This window comes from Geomonas terrae (genome assembly GCF_004791675.1).
Classification (GTDB): domain Bacteria; phylum Desulfobacterota; class Desulfuromonadia; order Geobacterales; family Geobacteraceae; genus Geomonas; species Geomonas edaphica.
On the sequence record NZ_SRSC01000005.1, the window covers coordinates 13,815 to 33,704 of the forward strand.

Here is a 19,890-nt window from a genome sequence, read left to right on the forward strand (position 1 = left end):
GTTTCAGTAACCACAGTGTTAACTGGGCCGGAGGCCTTTCCATGTCTCCTTTACATGCTCAGCAGCGGTTGCAATATGAGATAATAATGCAAGAATATTCCATCCCTACAACCTCCGGAGACCAAGGTCATGGAGACCAAGACTGTCGTACCCTTAAATATTGAGCAGGAAGAGAACATCTTGCAGCTGGTGAATGAGTTGCCGATCCTTCCTGATACTGCAGCAGATCCAGTGCAGGCCCCCCAAGTCCCCCCTGTTGACGCAGACAATCCTTTTGCCATCTCCACCTCCGTCCAAAACGATGCTGCCACTCCCGGCACCAGGACCGAGACGATCGCCGTCCTGCCGCAGGCAGGTGTCGACCGCAAGGGGGGAAAGCAGGGGTGGCCGCAAGCCAAATCGAAGGCGGCTAAAGGCGCGAAGGGGGCGAAGACGGCCAAGGGCTCCAAAGTAGCGAAGGATGCGAAGACGGGCAAAGATGAGAAGGCGGCGAAAGTGGCGAAAGCGAAGGGGGAGAAGCCGGTAAAGGCGGCCGCCGGGGTAAAGCCCGCCAAGGCTGGTAAGGCGAAGGTGGCGAAGGCTAAACCGAAGGGGGGACCTAAGCCGAAACAGCCGGTAACGGAAGAGTCACCCTTTGACCTGAGCGAGAGCCGCTGGTACCTGAACCGGGAGCTGACCTGGCTCGAATTCAACCGGCGCGTGCTGCACGAGGCGATGGACGAGCGGACACCGCTTCTGGAGCGGCTGAAGTTCATCGCCATCGTGAGTTCCAACCTCGACGAATTCACCATGAAGAGGATCGGCGGCTTAAAGCAGCAGATCGGGGCCGGGCTGCATGAGCTGACCCTGGACGGCCGCTCGCCGCGCCAGCAGGTGCTCGAGTGCAACACGTCCGTGCGCGAGATCGAGACGGTCAAGCGGGAGGCGTTTCGGGTGGTGCGGGAACTCTTGGAGGCTAAGGGGATCGTCATCGAGAGCTACGACACCCTTGCCCCGAAGGATAAGAAGCAGCTTCGCGAGCATTACTACAAGAACATCTATCCCCTCCTGACGCCGCAGTCCATCGACCCGGCTCACCCCTTTCCGTTCATCTCGAACCTTTCGCTGAACCTCCTGGTTACCCTGCGTTATCCCAAGTCCCGCGAGCATTCCCTGGCGCGGGTGAAGGTCCCGGTCGGTCTTGGCACGCCGCGCTTTATCCGCGTCGGCAAGGGGGACCACTTCGTCCCGCTCGAACAGGTGATGATGAACAACCTGGACATGCTCTTTCCCGGCATGCTGATCGTCTCCTGCGAGATCTTCCGCGTCACCCGCAACGCCAACACGGAGAAGGACGAGGAAGAGGCGGACGACCTGATGTCGATGATCGAGTCGGAGTTGAAGGAGCGCAAGTTCGCCCCCATCGTGCGCCTGGAGATCGGGGCCGGCATGGAACCGGTGCACCGTGGCCGACTGGCGGCAGAGCTGGAACTGGACGAGGAGAACGACGTCTTCGAGGTCCCCGGCATGCTCGCCCTGCGCGATCTCTTCGAGATGTCGCGGCTCGATTACCCGCGCCTGCACGACCCGCCGCATCACCCGGTCGATCACCCGGGGCTACCGGCCGAGCGAAACATCTTCCACACCATCCGCGACCTGGGATCGCTCCTTTTGCAACATCCCTACGTTTCCTTCTCCACTTCGGTGGAACGCTTCCTGCGCGAGGCGGCCAACGATCCCAAAGTGCGCGCCATCAAGATGACCCTCTACCGCACCTCGATCCAGGGGCGCATCATCGACGCCCTGGTGCAGGCCGCGCAAAACGGCAAGCAGGTGGCGGTGGTGGTGGAGCTGAAGGCGCGTTTCGACGAGGCGACCAACATCCATCTCGCCGAGGTGATGGAGGAGGCGGGGATACACGTCACCTACGGCGTGGTGGGGCTGAAGACCCATTGCAAGGTGATCCTTGTGGTGCGCCAGGATTACACCGGCCTTAAGCGCTACGTGCACATCGGCACCGGCAACTACCACACGGAGACCGCCAGGATCTACAGCGATATCGGGCTCATCACCTGCGACGAGGTGATCGCGCAGGACGTCACCGAGCTCTTCAACTACCTGACCACCGGGTTCACCGCGAAGAGGAACTACCAGTCGGTCATGCCTGCGCCGAAGCTCCTTAAAAAGGCGCTCCTCTCGCGCATCGAGCGGGAGATCGAGCTGCACCGGCAAAGCGGCGGCGGGTGGCTGCAGTTCAAGATGAACGCACTGGAGGACGGCGAGATCGTGAAGGCGCTGTACCAGGCCTCCATGGCCGGGGTGAAGGTCGATCTCTACGTGCGGGACACCTGCCGGCTGCGTCCCGGGGTTCCGGGCCTTTCGGACCACATCCGCGTGGTGAGCATCGTCGGGCGCTTCCTGGAGCATGCGCGCATCTACTACTTCAGAAACGGCGGTGCCGAGGAGTATTTCATCTCGTCCGCCGACGCCATGAAGCGAAACCTGGAGGCTAGGGTGGAGGTGCTTTGTCCGGTGACTGCGCCGGAGCTGACCGTGGAGCTGCGCGCCATCTTCGACTGCTACGACGCGGACCGCCGCTCGGCGTGGGACATGCGGCCGGACGGAAGCTACCTCCAGCGTCAGCCTGTCGAAGGGGAGAGCGGTGAGGGGACGCACCAGATGCTGATCGCACAGGCACAAAAACGGCTGAAGGATGCGCTCAAGCAGAAGAAAAAGCCGCTGCAGAAGTAGCGACTCACTTTATTCGGTGTGAGGTGACATGCGACGGGAAAAGCGGTAGCATATGCGATGTGCCAATGCTAATGTTGGACCCCAAACAGAGAGACAACAGCAGGGGGAACTGATGGAACCGAAGAACAATTGTATCTGCGCCGGCGATCACGAACACCACATCTGCTTTCTGCATAGCAAGGGACTGGTCAAAGAGGTCGAGCAACTGACCGATAACCCGACGGTGACTTGTTCCAGTTGTCTTGTGAACGCAAATTCGCCCGATAACGTTTGCTCGCCCACCACGCTCGGCGGTGGGTTCAAATACTCAGATATGAAGGGAAGCAAGAAGGTCATCTGCGAGAGTGTGACGGAGGCTATCCCGGAGAAGGATAAACAATAGTCAGGTAGGTAGTTAACGTCCACATTCCCTCTCGCAGCCTTCCCTTGGGGAGGAGCTAAAAGAAAAGGCGGCCCCGGTGATGATACCGGGGCCGCCTTTTTGTTCATGCTGCAGTTTTGTCGATTAGCCGAGGATCTGCTTCAGGTCGCCTTCGGCGGTGCCGATCGGGCCGATGTTGAAGTTCTCGACCAGGAAGTTCAGTACGTTCGGGGTGATGAAGGCCGGCAGGCTCGGTCCCAGCTTGATGTTCTTCACGCCCAGGTGGAGCAGGGTGAGGAGGATGGCAACCGCCTTCTGCTCGTACCAGGAGAGGATGAAGGAGAGCGGGAGGTCGTTGACGCCGCAGTTGAAGGCGCCTGCCAGTGCCACGGCGATCTGGATCGCGGAGTAGGCGTCGTTGCACTGCCCGATGTCCAGAAGGCGCGGGATGCCGCCGATGTCGCCGAAGTCGAGCTTGTTGAAGCGGTACTTGCCGCAGGCCAGGGTCAGGATGACGCAATCGGCCGGGACGTTCTCGGCGAACTCGGTGTAGTAGTTACGGCCGGTCTTGGCACCGTCGCAGCCGCCGATCAGGAAGAAGTGACGGATCTGTCCGCCTTTTACTGCGTCGATGACCTTGTCGGCAACGCCGAGCACCGCGTTGTGCCCGAAGCCGGTGAGGATCTCTTTGCCCGGTTTTTCTTCGAAGCCGGGGAGGGCGAGAGCCTTCTCGATGACCGGGGAGAAGTCCCAGCCGTTGATGTTCTTGACGTCCGGCCACTGGACGAGGCCCCAGGTGAAGAGGCGGTCTTTGTAGCTATCGGCCGGGCGCTGGATGCAGTTGGTGTTGAAGATAATGGCGCCGGGGAAGTCGACGAACTCCTTCGCCTGGTCCTGCCATGCACCGCCGAAGTTGCCGGCCAGGTGGGCGTACTTCTTGAGGCCCGGGTAGCCGTGGGCCGGGAGCATCTCACCGTGGGTGTAGATGTTGATCCCTTTGCCTTCGGTCTGCTTGAGGAGTTCCTCGAGCATGCGCAGGTCGTGGCCGGAGACGAGGATCGCCTTGCCCGCCTTGGTGCCGAGCTGTACCGGGGTCGGTACCGGGTGGCCGAAGCTGTCGGTGTTGGCCTTGTCGAGGAGCTCCATGGTGACCAGGTTGATGCGGCCGCACTCCATGGCGAGGCCGACGAAGTCCATGAGGCCGAGTTTCGGGTCGAGGGTGGCGGCGAATGCCTTGTGGGTGAAGGCGTAGATCTCGTCGTTCTCAAGGCCGATCACCAAGGCGTGGTGGGCGTAGGCTGCGTACCCTTTCATGCCGTAGGTGACAATTTCCTGGACCGATTTCACGTCCGCATCGATGTCGTCGCTCTTGACGCCGTGTTTCGCGCCGAGTTCGACGAGTTCCGCGGTGGTGCCGGCGTGGAAGGCCTTAGCTGCTTCGGGAACGATGCCGGTGTAGGCGCCGCCGTTTGCCTTCTCGTAGAGGGCCTGGGCCTGGTTGCGGTAGGACGCGGCGTCGCGGACCAGTTTGGCGATCTCGTCGGCGTCGAAGTCGACGTTGGTTACCGTGGTGAAGAGGCCGTCGATCATGAAGCGGTCGATGGCGGAGTCCTTGGCGCCTTTCTCGCGGGCCAGGTTGGCCCAGAAGGCGATACCTTTCATCGAGTAGACCAGGAGGTCCTGCAGCGCGGCGACATCCGGTTTCTTACCGCAGACACCTACTTTGGAGCAACCGCCATTGGCGGCTTGTTCGCACTGGTAGCAAAACATGTTTTCCATTACTTCCCCCTTTGCGTTGTTTTTGGTTGAGGTTTCAATGCCGAACAGGTTTTTAAAAAAGGCTTTCATCGTCTCTCCTAATGGTGATCTCTTGAGGCGGTCGGTCTCGGCTGCCTTCGGCACCTTTGCCCCGCTCTCGATGATGCGACTTTAACCACTATTACGGGGGGGGGCCTTGACCTAAGTCATAAAAACGCGATTCTGGGTTTTGGGATCTTTTTTGTCTTGTGGAGGATGCTTGGTGGACTTGGTGGACGGGATGGACGGCAGCAAAGGGGCGGTGACACGCCGGCCGGGCTGGCTGCTGGCGGTTCGCTGGGCCGGGGCCGGTAGGGGGGGAGCTGGGGGTGCTGAGGCTCGGAGAGCTGGGTGGTGCGGAAGGGTGCGGAAGGGTGCGGAAGGGTGCGGGGGGCGCGGGGGGGGCGGGAGGCAGCGTCAGTTGACGACGCTGCCGATCATGGCGCGATAGATGTCGGGACGCAGTACCAGTTGCAAACTGGCGGAGGTGGCGGCTCCAAAGCCTATCGCTTGCTCGCCCCCTATGGAGCTGTTCAGATAATAGATCGGGCGCAAGTTAAAACCCAGCCGCACCAGATCGGCTTCGAAAATGGGACCGTGCTTCACGGCCAACTCGGAAAGACTGTCCCAGGTCGCCCACATGTCTACGGGGATCGCTATCCCTTCTGCTACGCGTATCAGTTCCTGCATGGCTCGCTCCTCGGTCCTTTTGATGAGACCTATCGGCAGGCCGGCCCGGAACTTGAGCGGTCAACTGCGCATGGCGTCGAGGCTCGCGACGGCGTTGCGGGCTGGGCACTCGGCGGCGGCACAACTCGTGAGTAACTTCCAAAGGGCGAGCGCCAGCAATAAAAGGCCTATGATGAGCAGCACCACGCCACCCCATCCGTGGGATACCCAGAAGACTCCGCCGACGGTGCCGGAGACGCTTGACCCCAGATAGTAGAAGAAGAGGTAGAGGGACGCGGCTTGTGCTCGTGCGGTCTTGGCGCGGCTCCCGACCCAGCTGGAGGCGATGGTGTGGGCGCCGAAAAAGCCGCAGGTGAAGATGGCGATGCCGGTGACGATGCTGCCGACGTCGCGGCTCGTGGTGACGGCAGCCCCGAAAACCATGGTGCCGATGGTGAGAAAGAGCATCCTCCCGCGACCGAAACGTTCGACCTGTCCGCCGATCATCGAGGAGCTGAAGGAACCGAGCATGTAGACCAGGAAGATCAGGGAAACCAGCCAGGCGGAAAGGTGGTAGGGTGCGCCGAGAAGCCGGAAGGTGATGTAATTGTAAAGGGTTACGAAGCTCCCCATGATCAGGAAAGAGATGCCGTACAGGCAGAGCAGTCCCGGATCCTTCAACTGGCGCAGCAGCGAGCTGAACAGGTAGCGCACCGCGAACGGGCGCTTCTTCAGGTTCTCGGATGGGGGAAGGGTCTTGGCGAAGTAAAGGCTCAAGACGAGGCAGACCACGCCGATCACCTCGAGGGCCGCCCTCCAACTGGTCTGCTCGGACATCACGGCGGTGAAGATCCTGCCGGTCATGCCGCCGATGGCGTTGCCGCTTATGTACAGGCCGATCGCCGAGGTGAGCGAGCTGGGGGCGATCTCTTCACTCAGGTAGGCCATGGCCACCGCCGGAAGCCCGGCAAGGGCGATCCCCTGCAGGAACCTGACGACGACCAATTGTTCTAGGTTCGCCGTCTGGGAGGTGATCAGCGCGAGTATCGAGGTCGTGACAAGCGAGGCGACCATGACGGCCTTGCGCCCCAGCGTTTCGGAGATGGTCCCGGCAAAGAGCATGGAGACGGCGAGGGCGCAGGTGGTCACCGAGAGGGGGAGGCTCGCGAAGGCGGCGCTCACCCCGAATTCACGGGTGAAGACCGGCAACAGCGGCTGCACGTCGTAAAGGGTTATGAAGGTTACGAACCCGGCGCAGAAAAAAGCCCAGTTGATCTGCCGGTATCTCTTGGTGCCGCTTGTTATCGATCCCATTGCTCTCTCCCCGCGTACTGCCTGTGACGGAGTTCACTATAGCGCTTGCCATACCATAAGCAAAATATATAATGCTTATCGTATTGATAACGATTAGATATGGTTGAGGCTGGGGCAAAACAGGGGAGGCAACCATGGAAGTAAGGCAGCTCAAATATTTCCTGGAGGTGGCGCGGCTCAAGAACTTCACCAAGGCGGCGGAGTCGCTGCGTATCGCGCAGCCCGCGATCAGCATGGCGGTGAAGAAGCTCGAGGAGGAGCTCGACCTGGTGCTTTTCAACCGCCAGGACAAGCGGGTTTCCCTCACAGCTGAGGGAGAGATCTTTCTGCCGCATGCCCGGCGCATCCTCGACGACCTGCACGGGGCGGAGCTGGAGATGGCCGAGCTGAAGGGGCTCAGCCGCGGAGAGGTGAGGATCGGGATCACGCCGATGATCAGCGCCTACTTCTTCCCGGACATCATAAGGGACTTCAAGAGGGCCTACCCGCAGTTGAGCATCTCCGTGCTCGGCGAGGGTTCGGGGCGGATCCAGAAGATGATCGGCCAGGGGGAGCTCGACATGGGGGTGGTGGCGGGAGGGGGGAGCGCCGCTTTTCCCGACGCCCTGGAGGTGCGTCGCTTCCTGCGCGAGGAGATCGTCGTCTGCGTGCCGCTTGGCCACCCCTTCGCCGGACGCGCCTCGGTGACGCTCGCCGAGTTCATCCGGGAGCCGCTGGTCTTCTACAAGGAGGGGTACTACATCAGGGAGTTCTTTCTGGAGGCGATCAAGGAGAGCGGCAGTACGCCGGACATCGTCTTCGAGACGAACCTTTTTTCGCTGGTGAAATCGCTGGTTAGAAACGGGACAGGGATCTCCATCTTCCTCAAGATGGTGGTGGCGGGTGACGAGGACCTGGCCGCGGTCCCTTTCGATCCGCCTCTGTCCCTCGACCTCCTCATCGCCTGGAAGAAGGATACCTACCTCTCCCTTGCCAATCGGGCTTTCGTCGATTTTCTCCTGAAGCACGCCCCCGGTGAACGCGCGGCGGGCGAGCCCCGGGGCTAGGCGAGGAGTTCGATCAGTTTCGCCGCGATCTTCTTCGGGGGGAGCACGTGGTCGACCGCCCCGGTGAGCGCCGCGGCCTTCGGCATGCCGTAGATGGTCGAGGAATGCTGGTCCTGCGCGATGGTGATCCCGCCGATATCATGGATGTGTTTGATCCCGTCGGCGCCGTCGCGTCCCATACCGGTCAGCACGATGCCGACCAGTTTTCCCTTGAGCGGCCGGGAGACGGAAAGCATCGCCACGTCGGCCGCCGGCTGCACGTAGTTCACCCGTGCCCCCTCGTACAGCACGACCCGCTGGTTCCCCTCGAGTTTCAGGTGAAAGCCCCCCGGGGCCATGTAGATGTGCCCGGGTTTCAGGTACTCCCCGTCCTCGGCGAGGGTCACCGGCATCGTTGCCGCGGCGGCAAGCCCCTGCGCGATCCGGTAATCCATCTGCGGCGTGATGTGCAGCACGATGAGAAAGGCGGCGTCCAGCGGGGGGATCTCCTTGAACAGCGCCTTCAGGGTAAGCGGGCCTCCGGTGGAGACCCCTATGACGACGAGGTTCCTAGCGCTCATGGTCATCTACCGGCGTGTTTAAAAGCGTAAGGTAGTACTCCAGGGAATCGAGCAGCTCGTCCGGGTTGAAGGGCTTGGTCATGTAGTCCGACACGTACTCCTGGAGCCCGTCCATCTTCGAGTCGGGCTCTCCCATGCCGGTCAGCATCACCACGATGTTCCCCTGGTAAAGGTCCCGATCCACCATCTCCCTTATGGTGTCCCAGCCGTCCATCTCCGGCATCATGATGTCCATGAGGATCACCCCCCTGAACCCCTCCTTCAGGCGTTCCAGGCATTCCATGCCGCTGGCTGCGCTGGTCAGGTCGAGCCGTCCCGACTCGCAGATGATGTCAACCGATGCCCTTACGTACTCGTTGTCGTCTACGATCATTATTTTTCTGTTCATGGCGCGGGTTCCTTCCTGTGGGGGGGATAGCCCCTCTGTTCTCCTATGAGTCGTGCCATCTCCCTGTGATCCAGCGGAGGAGGTTCGGCAACGCCAGGGGCCATCTGGAACAGCATCTCGGTGATCCTCGCCATGAACTGTTCCAGGGTGAAGGGCTTCGCCAGGAAGATCGCCTGCCGGCTCTCCTGCTCTTCCTGGAGGGGACTACTGGTGTAGCCCGAGATGTAGAGTACCGGCAGGTCAGGGTACTGCTCCTGCAGCTTCTGGTACAGCTCGGGACCGGTCATCTCCGGCATGATGACATCGGTCGCCAGCAGGTCGATGTCGGCGGTACTGCTCGCCGCAAGCTCCATGGCGCGTGCCGGCGAGTCTGCGGCGAGGACGCGGTAGCCGAAGGAGTCGAGCAGGTCGGCGGTCGCCTCGCGGATCATCCGGTTGTCCACGACGAGAAGGATCACCTTCTCCGCGCTCCCCTCCTGCTGCAGCTTCGCTCTCAGCGGCGGCGTGAGGATCGGCTCCTCGAGGCTTGCGCTGGCAGGGAGGTAGATCGCAAACCTCGTCCCCTCTCCTGGGACGCTCTTCACCTCGATGCAACCGCCGTGATGCTTGATGATGCCGTAGACGGTGGCGAGCCCGAGGCCGGTGCCGCGCCCCGTTTCCTTCGTGGAGAAGAAGGGCTCGTAGACCCGTCTCAATATCTCCTCGCTCATGCCGCAGCCGTCGTCGCTGCAGGCGAGCAGGATGTAGTGGCCGGGCTTCGCGACCGGGTGCTGCCGGTGAAACTCGTCATCGAGGATCAGGTGCCCGGTCTCGAGGCAGATGGAGCCTCTTCCCTCTATCGCGTCCTGCGCGTTCAGGATGAGGTTCAAGAGCACCTGCTCGAGTTGGCCGCGGTCCGCCTGCACCTTCGCGGCGCCGGGGGAGAGGATGAGGTCGATGACGATCTCGTCCCTTATGGTGGCGCGCATGATCTCCCTGAAGGAGGTGATCACCTCGTTCAGGTCAAGGAGCGTCATGTGCAGCGCCTGTCTGCGCCCGAAAGATAGCAGTTTCTGTGTGAGTTCGCTAGCTTTATGCGCTGCGGCGCTCATCGACTGCACCATGCGGGCCTGGGGCGACCCCTCCGGCGCCATGCGCATCAGCATGTCGCCGTAGACGATGATCGGCGTCAAGAGGTTGTTGAAGTCGTGAGCCACGCCGGCCGCCAGCTGTCCGACCGCCTCTATCTTCTGGCTCTGGCGCAACTGCTCCTCCAAGACGTGGCGACCCTCGTCGGCCCGCACGCGGCTGATGGCGATGCCGGCGAGATGAGCCGCCGATTCCAGGAGCTGGAGGTCGTCCTCGCTCGGGGGGAGCGGTTCTTTCCTGTACACCGCGATGGTGCCGAGCAGGGTGCCGTTGGCGGCGAAGACCGGGTCGGACCAGCACGACCTGAGCCCGGCGTCGCGCGCGGCGGGGAACGTGCGCCACCACGAATGCTCTTCCAGGTCCTCGATCACCACGCGCTGCCGCAGGAAGGCGGCCGTGCCGCAGGAGCCGTTCCCCTTGAGGATCTGCAGCCCGTCCATCGCCTCGTTGAAGGCGCTTGGGAAGGAGGGGGCGGCGCCGTGGTGCAGCCTGGTCCCGGAGTTGTCGATGAGGAGGATGGAGCAGAGCGAACCGGGGATGGACTCCTCGACGAAGCGGACCACCGAGGTGAGGAGTTCCTCGAGGGGGGCGTCAGAGGCGACCCGCTCCAGCGTTTTCAGGCGGCTTTGCTCCCTGATCTCGGCCTGTTTTCTCTGGGTGATGTCGCGCGCTATGTTCAGGATGAGCTGCCCCTCGCGGCTCTCCATGGTCCGCGCCCGCACCTCCACCGGGATCACCCGGCCGTCCTTTGCCCGGTAAGCGCTCTCGAAGGCGGCCTCGCCGCACTCGGTGATGAGGCGGATGGTCGGCTCTATCTGCGCCGCGCATTCGGGCGGCTCGATCTGGTGCAGCTTAAGTCCGGCCAGTTCCTCGGGTGCGTATCCGGTCATGCGGCTTAGCGCCTGGTTGAAGTGGATGAGATGCCCCTCCGCGTCGATCTGCACGATGCAGTCGTTGGCGGCGTCGATCTGTGCCGCCTTCAGGGCAAGCTCGGTGCGCTGTTCCTCGATGATGCGCCGGGTCTCCTCGAGGTGCTCAAGGTGGGCGAAGAGGAGCCGGGCGAGCACGGCGACCGCCATGCACAAAAGCAGGACGAGTACCGACTGCAGCTGCGAGGTCCGGTCGCCGGGGTCGCCTCCCCGCAGGAGCCCGAGGGTGAAAGTGCCCAGTGCCGCACCGGTCACGACGGCGACGGTGATGCCGATGCGGCGTTTCAGTTGATCAACGGAAAGATATTTCATATGTCGTACAGCACCGGGATCGGGTCGCCGGAACTGTCCCCCTTGAGGGTGAAGGAAATGGTGGTGCCAAGGCCGGGACCGGGGCTCTCGGCCCAGATCATGCCGTCGTGGTTAGTGACGATCCTCTTGCAGATGGCGAGCCCAAGCCCCTGGGTGGTGAGGTCGTGGCGCGCGCTGTCCGCCTTGTAGAATTCGTCGAAAATGAGGGCGAGATGTTCCCGGTCGAGTCCCACACCGTCATCCCGCACCGAGACCACGATCTCGTCCTCCCTGCCGGTCGTGGAGAGCACCACCTTCCCGTTTTGAGCCGCGTAGCGCGCCGCGTTGCCGAGCAGGTTCTTGAAGAGGAGGGTGAGCTGTTCCGCGGAGCCCAGCACCTTCAGTTCGGGGTCGATGGCGTTGCAGCAGATCACGCCGCGCTCGGCAAGGGCGTTGGAGACGTCGCCGAGCGCGCTGTCCGCGGCGACGGCGAGGTTCACCGGAAGGAGCCTCGGGCGCTCGGAGGAGATGCGCACCAGGTCGAACGTCTTCCCCGCCAACCCCTGGATCTGATTCACGCACTGCTGGCAGATTTCCAACATCCGGTCCACGCCCGCGTCCTCCACCTTCCGCCTTATCATCGGCAGCAGGGCGAAAAGAGGGGTGAGCGGCGTGTTCAGGTCGTGGTTCAGCTGGATCAAGAGCAACTCCATCATGCGGGAGCGGTGCCTTTGGGCCTCCATCAGGCTGCGCTCCTTTTCGGCCGCCTTTCTCTCGGTGATGTCGAGGATCACCCCCACCAAGCCGCCGGGGGTGCCGTGCTCGTCACGGAAGGAGGCCTTGTGGAACATCACGTCGCGCAGCGACCCGTCTGCGTAGCGCACCTGCGACTCGTAGATCTGCGTTCCGGTCGCCTCCATGATGTCCCTGTCCATGTCGTAGTAACGCTGCGCCAGTTCTTCCGGCCAGAGTTCGAAAACGGACTTGCCGATCAGCTCCTCGCGGGTAAGCCCCACGTAGGACTGGAAGGCCTTGTTGCAAAGGGTGTAGCGCCCCAGGGCATCCTTGGAGAAGATGGGACTGGGGATGGTGTCGAGCAGGTGCTGCTGAAACAGTAACTGCGCCCTTATCTCCTTTTCCGAGTGCCTGCGGTTCAGGATCAAAAGGACGGCGAAGAGCACGAAAATGGCGGCCAGGGTGCCGTTGATCGCGGTGATCTTCACGGCGATCCCGTTGTAGCGCGCGAGGTACTCACTTTGCTTCACACCGACGAAGAGGGCGCCGATCACCTTGCCGCTCGGATCCCGGATCGGGTCGTAGGCGGTGAAGTAGGGGATGCCGAGGATGTCGGCGCTGCCGCGGTAGCGCATCCCCTGCCGGAAGACGGTGTCGTACGCCGGGCCCACGAGCCTCGTGCCGATGGCGCGGGTCCCGTCCGCCTTCATCACGTTGGTGGCGATCCGGGTGTCGCCCATGAAGATGGTCGCGCGGCTGCCGGTGATGTGGAAGATCCGGTCTGGGATCTCGTTGCTGTCGTTCAGCACGTAGTAGTCGCCGAGGATCATCCTGCCGCCCTCGATGTGGAAAAGGTTGCCGTGGCGGCTCGTCTGCTCCCAGAAGGCCGCCATGCTGCTCTCCTGCTGCCGGCTCGCCTGGCGCACCGCCTCCTCGCGGATCTGTTCCAGCACGAGGCGGTTGGCGACCATCATCACGAACGCGATGGCGACTGCCGTTATCACAAGCAGTATGGGGACCTTTTCGGTTGCCATCTTCAGATGCTTCAAGGTTCTTTTCTCCGGTTACGGCAAAAGGTGTTCAGACCCTGAAGCTGCGCTTGCCGTGCGAGGCGAGCCAGCCAAGGAGTCGATGCGCCATCTCGGACAAGGGGACCACCTCGTCCACGCCCCCCCGGGCGATCGCCTCGCGGGGCATGCCGAACACGACGCAGCTCTCCTCGTCCTGGGCGAAGGTCCTCGCCCCGGCCTCGTGCATCTCGAGCATCCCGGCCGCGCCGTCGTCCCCCATGCCGGTCATGATGATGCCCAGGCCGTTGGCGCCGGCGCAGTTGGCCGCGGAGCGGAAAAGGACGTCCACCGAGGGGCGGTGCCGCGATACCGGGGGGCCGTCGTCCAGGGCGATGGTGTAGTTGGCGCCGCTTCTGGCGAGCATCATGTGGCGGTTGCCGGGGGCTATGTAGGCGTGACCCGGCAGCACCCGCTCGCCGTGCTCCGCTTCCTTCACCGCCAGCGCGCAAAGGCCGTTCAGCCGCGCCGCGAAGGTGCGCGTGAAGGTCTCGGGCATGTGCTGGGTGACGAGGATCCCCGGGCAGTCCGGCGGGAGCTGGGTCAGGAAGGCCTTGAGCGCCTCGGTTCCCCCGGTGGAGGAGCCGACGGCGATCACCTTCTCCGTCGTGGAGAAATGCTGGCGGGCGCTCGGGAGTACCGCGTCGGCGGTTAGTTTTCGCTCCACCTGCGGCACGCTCCGCGCGGCACCCCGGTTGCGGAAGGATAGGTGGGCGCAGCGGATCTTTTCGGTGAGCTCCCGCGCGTACTCCATGAGGCCGCTTCTGATGTCGATCTTCGGCTTGGTGACGAAGTCGAAGGCGCCAAGCTCCAGCGCCCTCAGCGTCACCGTCGAACTCTTTTCGGTAAGCGAGGAGACCATCACCACCGGCATGGGGCGCAGCCGCATCAGCTTTTCCAGGAAGACGAGCCCGTCCATCTTGGGCATCTCGACGTCCAGGGTGAGCACGTCCGGGTTCAGTTCCTTTATCTTCTGCCGCGCAGCGAGCGGGTCCGGCGCCGTCCCCACCACCTTGAGGTCGGGTTCGGCATCGATGATCTCGGTCAAAAGCGACCGGATCAGCGCGGAGTCATCTACTATCATCACCTTGATGGGCATCGCGTTTGTTCCTGCGGGTTGCGCATCCTTTTCACGAGGGCGCGACCGGTTTTGGGGAAGAAGATCACCTTTCTGGGGCAGCACTCCCCAAGGTCCGAGGCGACGATGGGGATCCCCTGTTGTTTCAAGTATTCGATGGCGAAGGCCGCGTTGCTTCCGCCGATGTCGGCGCCGGTCGCCATGACGCGTCCCGCCCCGAAGAGTTTCGCCGCCAGGCGCCTGCGGTTCGCGCCCAGAAGCTCAAGCTGCGCCATGAGGCGCCTCATCGCGCAACTGCCGTAGCGTGCGCAACTGCGCGATTGGGTGTTGCAGAGGCCGGCGCAGGGGGTGGCGTTGCCTCCTTTTTGCAGCTCCGGGAGCATGAAGTGGTTCATGCCGCCTACGCCGCGTTCGAGATCGTAGAGGCAGACGGCCACGCAGGAACCAAGGAGCGTGGTGATGGCGAGCTCTTCGGAGGTGGCAAAGAACTCGCCCGCCACGATCTTCACCGCCTCGGTTGCGAACTCCTGGTCGAAGTAGCGTGCCGGCTCCTGCTCTTTTCCCCTTTTCGCCACCGTCAGCTCCTCAATGCATAGGTCGTGTTGCCGCAGATCCTGAAGAGATCCTGGGCGTGATGCAGGCTCTCCGAGTGCCCGACGAAAAGGAGCCCGTCGGGTTGCAGCACCCGGGCGATCCGCTCCAGGATCGCCTGCTGGGTGTTCCTGTCGAAGTAGATCATCACGTTGCGGCAGAAGATGAAATCGAACCTGCCGCGCATGGGCCACTCGTGGTCGAGGAGGTTCAGCCTCTTGAAGGAGACCATGCGGCGCAGATCCTCCTTCACCCGGACGAACCCCTCGTTTTTGCCGTCGCCGCGCAGGAAGAAGCGCCGGCGGTACGCCTCTGGCACCTTGTCCAGCTGGTCGACCGGGTAGATCCCCTCCCGCCCCCGGGCAAGCACGTTGGTGTCGATGTCGGTGGCGAGGATGCTCGCCTGGGTTCTCCCGCCGAGGGCGTCCTGGGCGGTCATGGCGATCGAGTAGGGTTCCTCCCCGCTTGAGGAAGCGCAGCTCCATATGGTGACCGCGCGACCCGCCGGCCGATGCGCCAGGCGCTCCGCCAGCGTCTTGAAGTGGTGCGGCTCCCGGAAAAAGGAGGTCATGTTGGTGGTGAGGGCGTTGATGAAAGCCTCCACCTCCTCGGGTTCCCCCCCCTCCACGATCGAGATGTAGTCGGAGAAGGAGGCGACGCCGCGCGCCCGCAGCCGGCGCGCCAGGCGGCTGTAGACCATGTCCATCTTGCCCGGCGCGAGGGCGATCCCCGCGTAGCGGTAGATGAAGGCCCGGATGCGCGCGAAGTCGTCCCCTGTGAATTCGAACTGCCCCGCGTGCTGCGCCGCTCCCCCCCCCGTCAGGGGCAGCGGCGCGCTATGGAGCGTATCGGGTCTCAGAACTCCTTCCAGTCATCGTCCTGCTCAGCTTCCGCTGCGCGTGCGGGACGTTGTTCCAGCGCTCTTACCCCTGCCGATGCCGCTACGGGTTTCACTTTTTTCTCCTGCGCCTGGGGCTTGCCCGCCGCACGGGTGAGTTTGCGTTTCTCCACCGGCGGCGCTGCCTGCTTCTGCGCCTGCTCGAGGGTGAAGCGGGCCACGACGGAGACGAGCTGCTGGGCCTGTTCCTCGAGTGACTCGGCCGCCGCCGCGGCTTCTTCCACGAGGGCGGCGTTTTGTTGCGTCACGTCGTCCATCTGGGTGATCGCGGTGTTCACCTGTTCGATCCCGGAGGACTGCTCTATCGAGGCGGCCGAGATCTCGGCCATGATGTCGGTCACCCGCTTGATGCTGGTGACGATGTCCTGGGTGGTGCGCCCCGCCTCCTCTACGAGCCGGCTGCCGTCCTGGACCTTGGCGACCGAGTCCTCGATGAGCGACTTGATCTCCTTGGCTGCCGCGGCGCTTCTTTGCGCGAGGCTTCTCACCTCGGCGGCGACCACGGCAAACCCTCTTCCCTGCTCGCCGGCGCGCGCCGCCTCGACCGCGGCGTTCAGGGCCAAGATGTTGGTCTGGAAGGCGATGCCGTCGATGACGCCGATGATGTCCGAGATCTTCTTGGAGCTGTCGGTGATCGACTCCATGGTGCGCACCACGCGGTTGATCACCTCGCCACCCTTCACCGCGACGCCGGAGGCGTTGATGGCGAGCTGGTTCGCCGCCTGCGCGTTGTCGGCGTTTTGCTTCACCGTGGAGGTGAGTTCCTCCATGCTCGAGGCGGTCTCCTCGAGGGCGCTCGCCTGTTCCTCGGTACGCTGGGAGAGGTCGGCGTTGCCCGCCGCGATCTCCTCGGTCGCCGTCGCGATCGACTCGGCGCCGTTTCTCACGTCCCCCACGATGTGGGCGAGCCCCTCGTTCATATCCTTGAGCGAGGCGAGGAGCTCGCCGGTCTCGTCCTTGCTGTTCACCACGATTTGGGCGGTGAGATCCCCGGAGGCGATGCGCTTCGAGGCGCCGATCGCCTGGTCGAGTGCCTCCTTGATGCGGCGCGCGACGAACCAGGCGAAGACGACGATGAGGGCGGCAAGCGCCGCGGTGCCGCCGATGATCTGCCACTTCATCTTGTTCATCTCCACCGTGACGGTGTCGACGTAGATGCCGCTTCCCACGATCCAGCCCCACTCCTTCATCAAAATGACGTAAGAGATTTTAGGGACGGGAACGGTGGACCCGGGCTTGGCCCACATGTACTCCACCACCCCTTCGCCTTTCTCCTTGCAGACGTTGACGAATTCCACGTAGAGCTTTTTGCCGTTCGGATCCTTGTTGTCGTACTGTGTTTTGCCTACCAGCTCGGGTTTTATCGGGTGCATGAGCACCTTTGTATCCAGGTCGTTGACCCAGAAGTACTCGTTCCCCTGGTACCTCATCTCGGAGATCTGCTTCAGTGCGTCGGCCTGCGCCTGCTGCAGGGTCTTTCTCCCCTCCTTCACCGCGTTCTGGTTCGAGGTCAGGACGTCGTAGGCCACGTCGACCACCGCCTTCGTCGCCTGTATCTTTTCGTCCATCAGCTTGTTCTGCATGAAGGGGAGCACATAGAGCATCACGCCGAGCACCATCATGAAGATGGTGGCAATCGAGATGCTGAGGATCTTCGTAAGTATCTTCCAGTCTTTGAATCGTGCCGTTTTCATTGGTTCACCACCTCGCTTTGGGAATTGTCAGCCGCGCTGTCGACGATCTGCAGCTCGTCGCTGCCGATCAGCTTTTCGATGTCCACGAGGATCAGCATCTGGTCGTTCAAGGTGCCGAGCCCGGTGATGTAGCGGGTGTCGAGCGACGCCCCGAGTTCCGGCGCCGGCTTGATGCTTTCTCTGGGAAGCGCCACCACGTCGGAAACGCCGTCCACCACGATCCCCACAACCTTGCCGAGCACGTTGATGATGATCACCACGGTGAACTCGTGGTAAGTCGCCTCACCCACGTTGAACTTGATGCGCAGGTCCACGATAGGAACGATGACCCCGCGCAGGTTGATCACCCCTTTGATGAACGGGGGGGTGTTGGCGATCCGGGTGACGCAATCGTACCCCCTGATCTCCTGCACCTTCAGGATATCGATCCCGTAGCTCTCGCTTCCCAGCGTGAAGGTGAGGTACTCGGACGCCGCCTGCGCCACCCCCTGCGGTTCGGAGCCGTTTTGTGTCGTCTGTTGCATGGTTCTTTAGCCTCCTTCCCTTTAAAGCTGCCTGTGCATCGAGAAAAGCTCCGGGAGGTCGAGGATGAGCGCCACGCGCCCGTCGCCCAGGATGGTCGCCCCGGCGCTCCCTTCGACCCGGCGGTAATTGGTCTCGATGCTCTTCACCACGACCTGCTGTTCGTCCAAAAGGGCGTCCACCATGACCGCCCCCCGCTCATCGTCCGCCTCCACCAGCACCAGGATCCCCCGGCACGGTTCGGTCACCTCGGTCTCCAGGTTGAAGATCGAGTGCAGCTTCAGGATGGGGAGGTACTCGCCGCGCACCTGGACCACCTCGCGTCCGTTCACCGTCTTCAACTGCTCCGCCTTCGGCTGCAGCGATTCGATCACCACGTTCAGCGGGACGATGAACTTCTCGCCCCCTACCGCCACCGAGAGCCCGTCGAGGATGGCCAGGGTGAGCGGGAGGCTGATGGTCACCCGCACCCCTTTTCCCGCCTCGGAGGAGATCTGCACCCGGCCGCCGATCGCCTGGACGTTTTTCAGTACCACGTCCATCCCTACGCCGCGCCCGGAGAGATCGGTGACCTCGCTCGCGGTGGAGAAGCCTGGGGCGAAGATGAGCTGCCACACCTCTTCGTCGCTCATCGTCTCCGAGCATGGGATGCCGCTTTCTGCAGCCTTCGCGAGGATCCTCTCCCGGGGGAGCCCCGCTCCGTCGTCGATGACGTCGATCACGATCCTTCCCCCTACCTGGGAGGCCGAGAGCTGGAGCGTCCCGACCGGATTCTTGCCGGTCGCCGTCCGTTTCTCCGGGCTTTCCAGCCCGTGGTCGAGGGCGTTGCGCACGAGGTGGGTGAGGGGATCGGAGATCTTCTCGATGAGGCCGCGGTCGAGTTCGGTGCTGTCGCCTGAGGTCTTAAGCTCTACCTGCTTGCCGAGCTTCGCCGCTATCTCGCGCACAAGGCGCGGGAAGCGGTTGAAGACGATGCTGATCGGGACGAGCCGGATCGACATGACGCTCGCCTGCAGGTCGCGGGTGTTTCGCTCCAACTGGGCGAGCCCGCGCTGCAGTGACTGGTGCAGCATCGGGTCGAGCCCCCCCGCGACCTGGCTCAGCATGGCCTGGGTGATGAGGAGTTCCCCCACCTGGTTCACCAACTGGTCCACCTTGGTGACGTTCACCCTGAACGAGGACTCCGTCTCGGCGCCGCGCCTGCCGAAGGCGCCGGGAGCGGTTTCGTTGCGGTCGTAGGCGCGCCTACCCTCGACCGGGAGCGCGGGCTCGCTAGGCGGGTCCGGTACCTGGGAGCGCCGCTCCGCGGGGTGCTCCTCGATCCGGAGCTGGTCTTCGTCCGCCACGAACATGAAGACGTCGGCGAGTTGGTCCCTGCTTGCCCGCGAGACGAGGGCGAACTCCCATCCGGTGATGCAGCACTCGGGGTCGAACCCTGCGAAGTCAGGGAGTTCAGCGAGTCGTGCCTCGCAGCGGAACGTTCCCGCCTCGGCGAGGTCGGCGAGCTCCGCGATGATGCTCTCCATCCGGACCCGCCTCATGAAGATCTCGGGCTCCGGTGTGAAGGCGAGTCGGTAGCTTGTCGGTAGCCCACCTTCGGGCGGTGCCTGTGCCTGCGTCTGCGTCTGGGACGCGGGGGAGGCGGGCGCCTGCGTCGTGTCGCCATCTATGGTCTGTTGCAGCCTGGCGCGCACCTGGTCGATCGCCTCCTGTTGCACCGGTTTCCCGTCGCGGTGACCGGCTAGCTGCATGGCGATGGCGTCGCCGGCTTCCAGGAAGAGATCGATCATGCCGGGGGCGAAGACGATCTCGTGGTTTCTCAGCCGGTCAAGCAGCGATTCCATGACATGGGTCACCACGGTCATGTCGTCGAAGCCGAAGATGCCGGCGCCGCCCTTGATGGAATGGGCGGCACGGAATATGGCGTTCATCTGCTCCTGGTCCGGCTCCCGGTCCCCGAGCGAGATGAGGATCTGCTCCATCTGCGCCAGGTTCTCCGCGCACTCCTCGAAGAACACTTCGTTGAAGCGTTTCAGATCAACGCCGCTTTGTTCCCCGCCTGCAGTCGTCATGCTAGTCCCTTCGTTGCACT

General features: G+C 62.9%; 16 protein-coding genes. 3 read left to right on the forward strand and 13 right to left on the reverse strand.

Annotated features, from left to right (window positions below; translation table 11 throughout):
* The first annotated feature begins 129 nt into the window (after nt 1-129).
* On the forward strand, nt 130-2,730 hold the full coding sequence (gene ppk1 / locus E4633_RS18240; protein WP_246038235.1) for a polyphosphate kinase 1: 2,601 nt from the start codon (nt 130-132) through the stop codon (nt 2,728-2,730).
* A gap of 112 nt (nt 2,731-2,842) precedes the next feature.
* The gene (locus tag E4633_RS18245) at nt 2,843-3,112 is read left to right on the forward strand and encodes a hypothetical protein (protein ID WP_135872423.1); all 270 of its coding nucleotides are present in this window, start codon (nt 2,843-2,845) and stop codon (nt 3,110-3,112) included.
* A gap of 123 nt (nt 3,113-3,235) precedes the next feature.
* Here E4633_RS18245 and hcp read toward each other — a convergent pair whose 3' ends face one another.
* The 3 genes from hcp to E4633_RS18260 form a co-directional block, all read right to left on the reverse strand.
* Nucleotides 3,236-4,870, reverse strand: coding sequence for a hydroxylamine reductase (gene hcp, locus E4633_RS18250; RefSeq protein ID WP_281276793.1), 1,635 nt, complete (start codon nt 4,868-4,870; stop codon nt 3,236-3,238).
* 435 nt (nt 4,871-5,305) lie between these two features.
* Nucleotides 5,306-5,578 (reverse strand): hypothetical protein, encoded by a 273-nt coding sequence (locus E4633_RS18255; protein ID WP_135872427.1) that lies wholly within the window; start codon nt 5,576-5,578, stop codon nt 5,306-5,308.
* Between the two features lie 60 nt (nt 5,579-5,638).
* Complete coding sequence (locus E4633_RS18260) at nt 5,639-6,871, reverse strand: MFS transporter (RefSeq protein ID WP_135872429.1); 1,233 nt, start codon at nt 6,869-6,871, stop codon at nt 5,639-5,641.
* 134 nt (nt 6,872-7,005) lie between these two features.
* On the opposite strand from E4633_RS18260, the gene E4633_RS18265 reads away from it, so the two are divergent.
* Nucleotides 7,006-7,917, forward strand: a complete 912-nt coding sequence (locus tag E4633_RS18265; protein WP_135872431.1) for a LysR family transcriptional regulator — start codon at nt 7,006-7,008, stop codon at nt 7,915-7,917.
* Here the strand turns inward: E4633_RS18265 and E4633_RS18270 are convergent.
* The 10 genes from E4633_RS18270 to E4633_RS18315 are packed head-to-tail and all read right to left on the reverse strand — an operon-like array spanning nt 7,914 to nt 19,870.
* On the reverse strand, nt 7,914-8,477 hold the full coding sequence (locus tag E4633_RS18270) for a CheB methylesterase domain-containing protein (RefSeq protein WP_135872433.1): 564 nt from the start codon (nt 8,475-8,477) through the stop codon (nt 7,914-7,916). The two genes, E4633_RS18265 and E4633_RS18270, sit on opposite strands and share 4 nt — an antisense overlap.
* On the reverse strand, nt 8,467-8,865 hold the full coding sequence (locus tag E4633_RS18275) for a response regulator (protein ID WP_135872435.1): 399 nt from the start codon (nt 8,863-8,865) through the stop codon (nt 8,467-8,469). The genes E4633_RS18270 and E4633_RS18275 overlap by 11 nt, the downstream gene beginning before the upstream one ends.
* On the reverse strand, nt 8,862-11,234 hold the full coding sequence (locus E4633_RS18280; protein WP_135872437.1) for a GAF domain-containing protein: 2,373 nt from the start codon (nt 11,232-11,234) through the stop codon (nt 8,862-8,864). Before E4633_RS18280 ends, E4633_RS18275 begins: the two co-directional genes overlap by 4 nt.
* Nucleotides 11,231-12,997, reverse strand: a complete 1,767-nt coding sequence (locus E4633_RS18285; RefSeq protein ID WP_246038236.1) for a cache domain-containing protein — start codon at nt 12,995-12,997, stop codon at nt 11,231-11,233. The genes E4633_RS18280 and E4633_RS18285 overlap by 4 nt, the downstream gene beginning before the upstream one ends.
* A gap of 31 nt (nt 12,998-13,028) precedes the next feature.
* Nucleotides 13,029-14,114 carry a protein-glutamate methylesterase/protein-glutamine glutaminase gene (locus E4633_RS18290; protein WP_135872438.1) on the reverse strand — a complete coding sequence of 362 codons (1,086 nt, stop codon included), beginning with the start codon at nt 14,112-14,114 and terminating at the stop codon, nt 13,029-13,031.
* Nucleotides 14,099-14,668 (reverse strand): histidine kinase, encoded by a 570-nt coding sequence (locus E4633_RS18295; RefSeq protein WP_135872440.1) that lies wholly within the window; start codon nt 14,666-14,668, stop codon nt 14,099-14,101. The genes E4633_RS18290 and E4633_RS18295 overlap by 16 nt, the downstream gene beginning before the upstream one ends.
* Before the next feature lie 2 nt (nt 14,669-14,670).
* Entirely contained in the window at nt 14,671-15,555 is an 885-nt protein-coding gene (locus E4633_RS18300; protein ID WP_342791910.1) for a CheR family methyltransferase, read from the reverse strand.
* Entirely contained in the window at nt 15,540-17,276 is a 1,737-nt protein-coding gene (locus tag E4633_RS18305; protein ID WP_135872444.1) for a methyl-accepting chemotaxis protein, read from the reverse strand. The genes E4633_RS18300 and E4633_RS18305 overlap by 16 nt, the downstream gene beginning before the upstream one ends.
* A complete protein-coding gene (locus tag E4633_RS18310) occupies nt 17,273-17,800 on the reverse strand; it encodes a chemotaxis protein CheW (protein ID WP_135872446.1) in 528 nt (175 codons plus the stop codon). Before E4633_RS18310 ends, E4633_RS18305 begins: the two co-directional genes overlap by 4 nt.
* 21 nt (nt 17,801-17,821) lie before the next feature.
* Entirely contained in the window at nt 17,822-19,870 is a 2,049-nt protein-coding gene (locus E4633_RS18315) for a chemotaxis protein CheW (RefSeq protein ID WP_135872449.1), read from the reverse strand.
* Nucleotides 19,871-19,890: the final 20 nt, after the last annotated feature.

Bases quoted from the DNA above. Each gene is read 5' to 3' on its own strand.
- ppk1 (WP_246038235.1), top strand. From the start codon at position 130: ATGGAGACCAAGACTGTCGTACCCTTAAATATTGAGCAGGAAGAGAAC.
- E4633_RS18245 (WP_135872423.1), top strand. From the start codon at position 2,843: ATGGAACCGAAGAACAATTGTATCTGCGCCGGCGATCACGAACACCAC.
- hcp (WP_281276793.1), bottom strand. From the start codon at position 4,870: ATGGAAAACATGTTTTGCTACCAGTGCGAACAAGCCGCCAATGGCGGT.
- E4633_RS18255 (WP_135872427.1), bottom strand. From the start codon at position 5,578: ATGCAGGAACTGATACGCGTAGCAGAAGGGATAGCGATCCCCGTAGAC.
- E4633_RS18260 (WP_135872429.1), bottom strand. From the start codon at position 6,871: ATGGGATCGATAACAAGCGGCACCAAGAGATACCGGCAGATCAACTGG.
- E4633_RS18265 (WP_135872431.1), top strand. From the start codon at position 7,006: ATGGAAGTAAGGCAGCTCAAATATTTCCTGGAGGTGGCGCGGCTCAAG.
- E4633_RS18270 (WP_135872433.1), bottom strand. From the start codon at position 8,477: ATGAGCGCTAGGAACCTCGTCGTCATAGGGGTCTCCACCGGAGGCCCG.
- E4633_RS18275 (WP_135872435.1), bottom strand. From the start codon at position 8,865: ATGAACAGAAAAATAATGATCGTAGACGACAACGAGTACGTAAGGGCA.
- E4633_RS18280 (WP_135872437.1), bottom strand. From the start codon at position 11,234: ATGAAATATCTTTCCGTTGATCAACTGAAACGCCGCATCGGCATCACC.
- E4633_RS18290 (WP_135872438.1), bottom strand. From the start codon at position 14,114: ATGCCCATCAAGGTGATGATAGTAGATGACTCCGCGCTGATCCGGTCG.
- E4633_RS18305 (WP_135872444.1), bottom strand. From the start codon at position 17,276: ATGAAAACGGCACGATTCAAAGACTGGAAGATACTTACGAAGATCCTC.
- E4633_RS18310 (WP_135872446.1), bottom strand. From the start codon at position 17,800: ATGCAACAGACGACACAAAACGGCTCCGAACCGCAGGGGGTGGCGCAG.
- E4633_RS18315 (WP_135872449.1), bottom strand. From the start codon at position 19,870: ATGACGACTGCAGGCGGGGAACAAAGCGGCGTTGATCTGAAACGCTTC.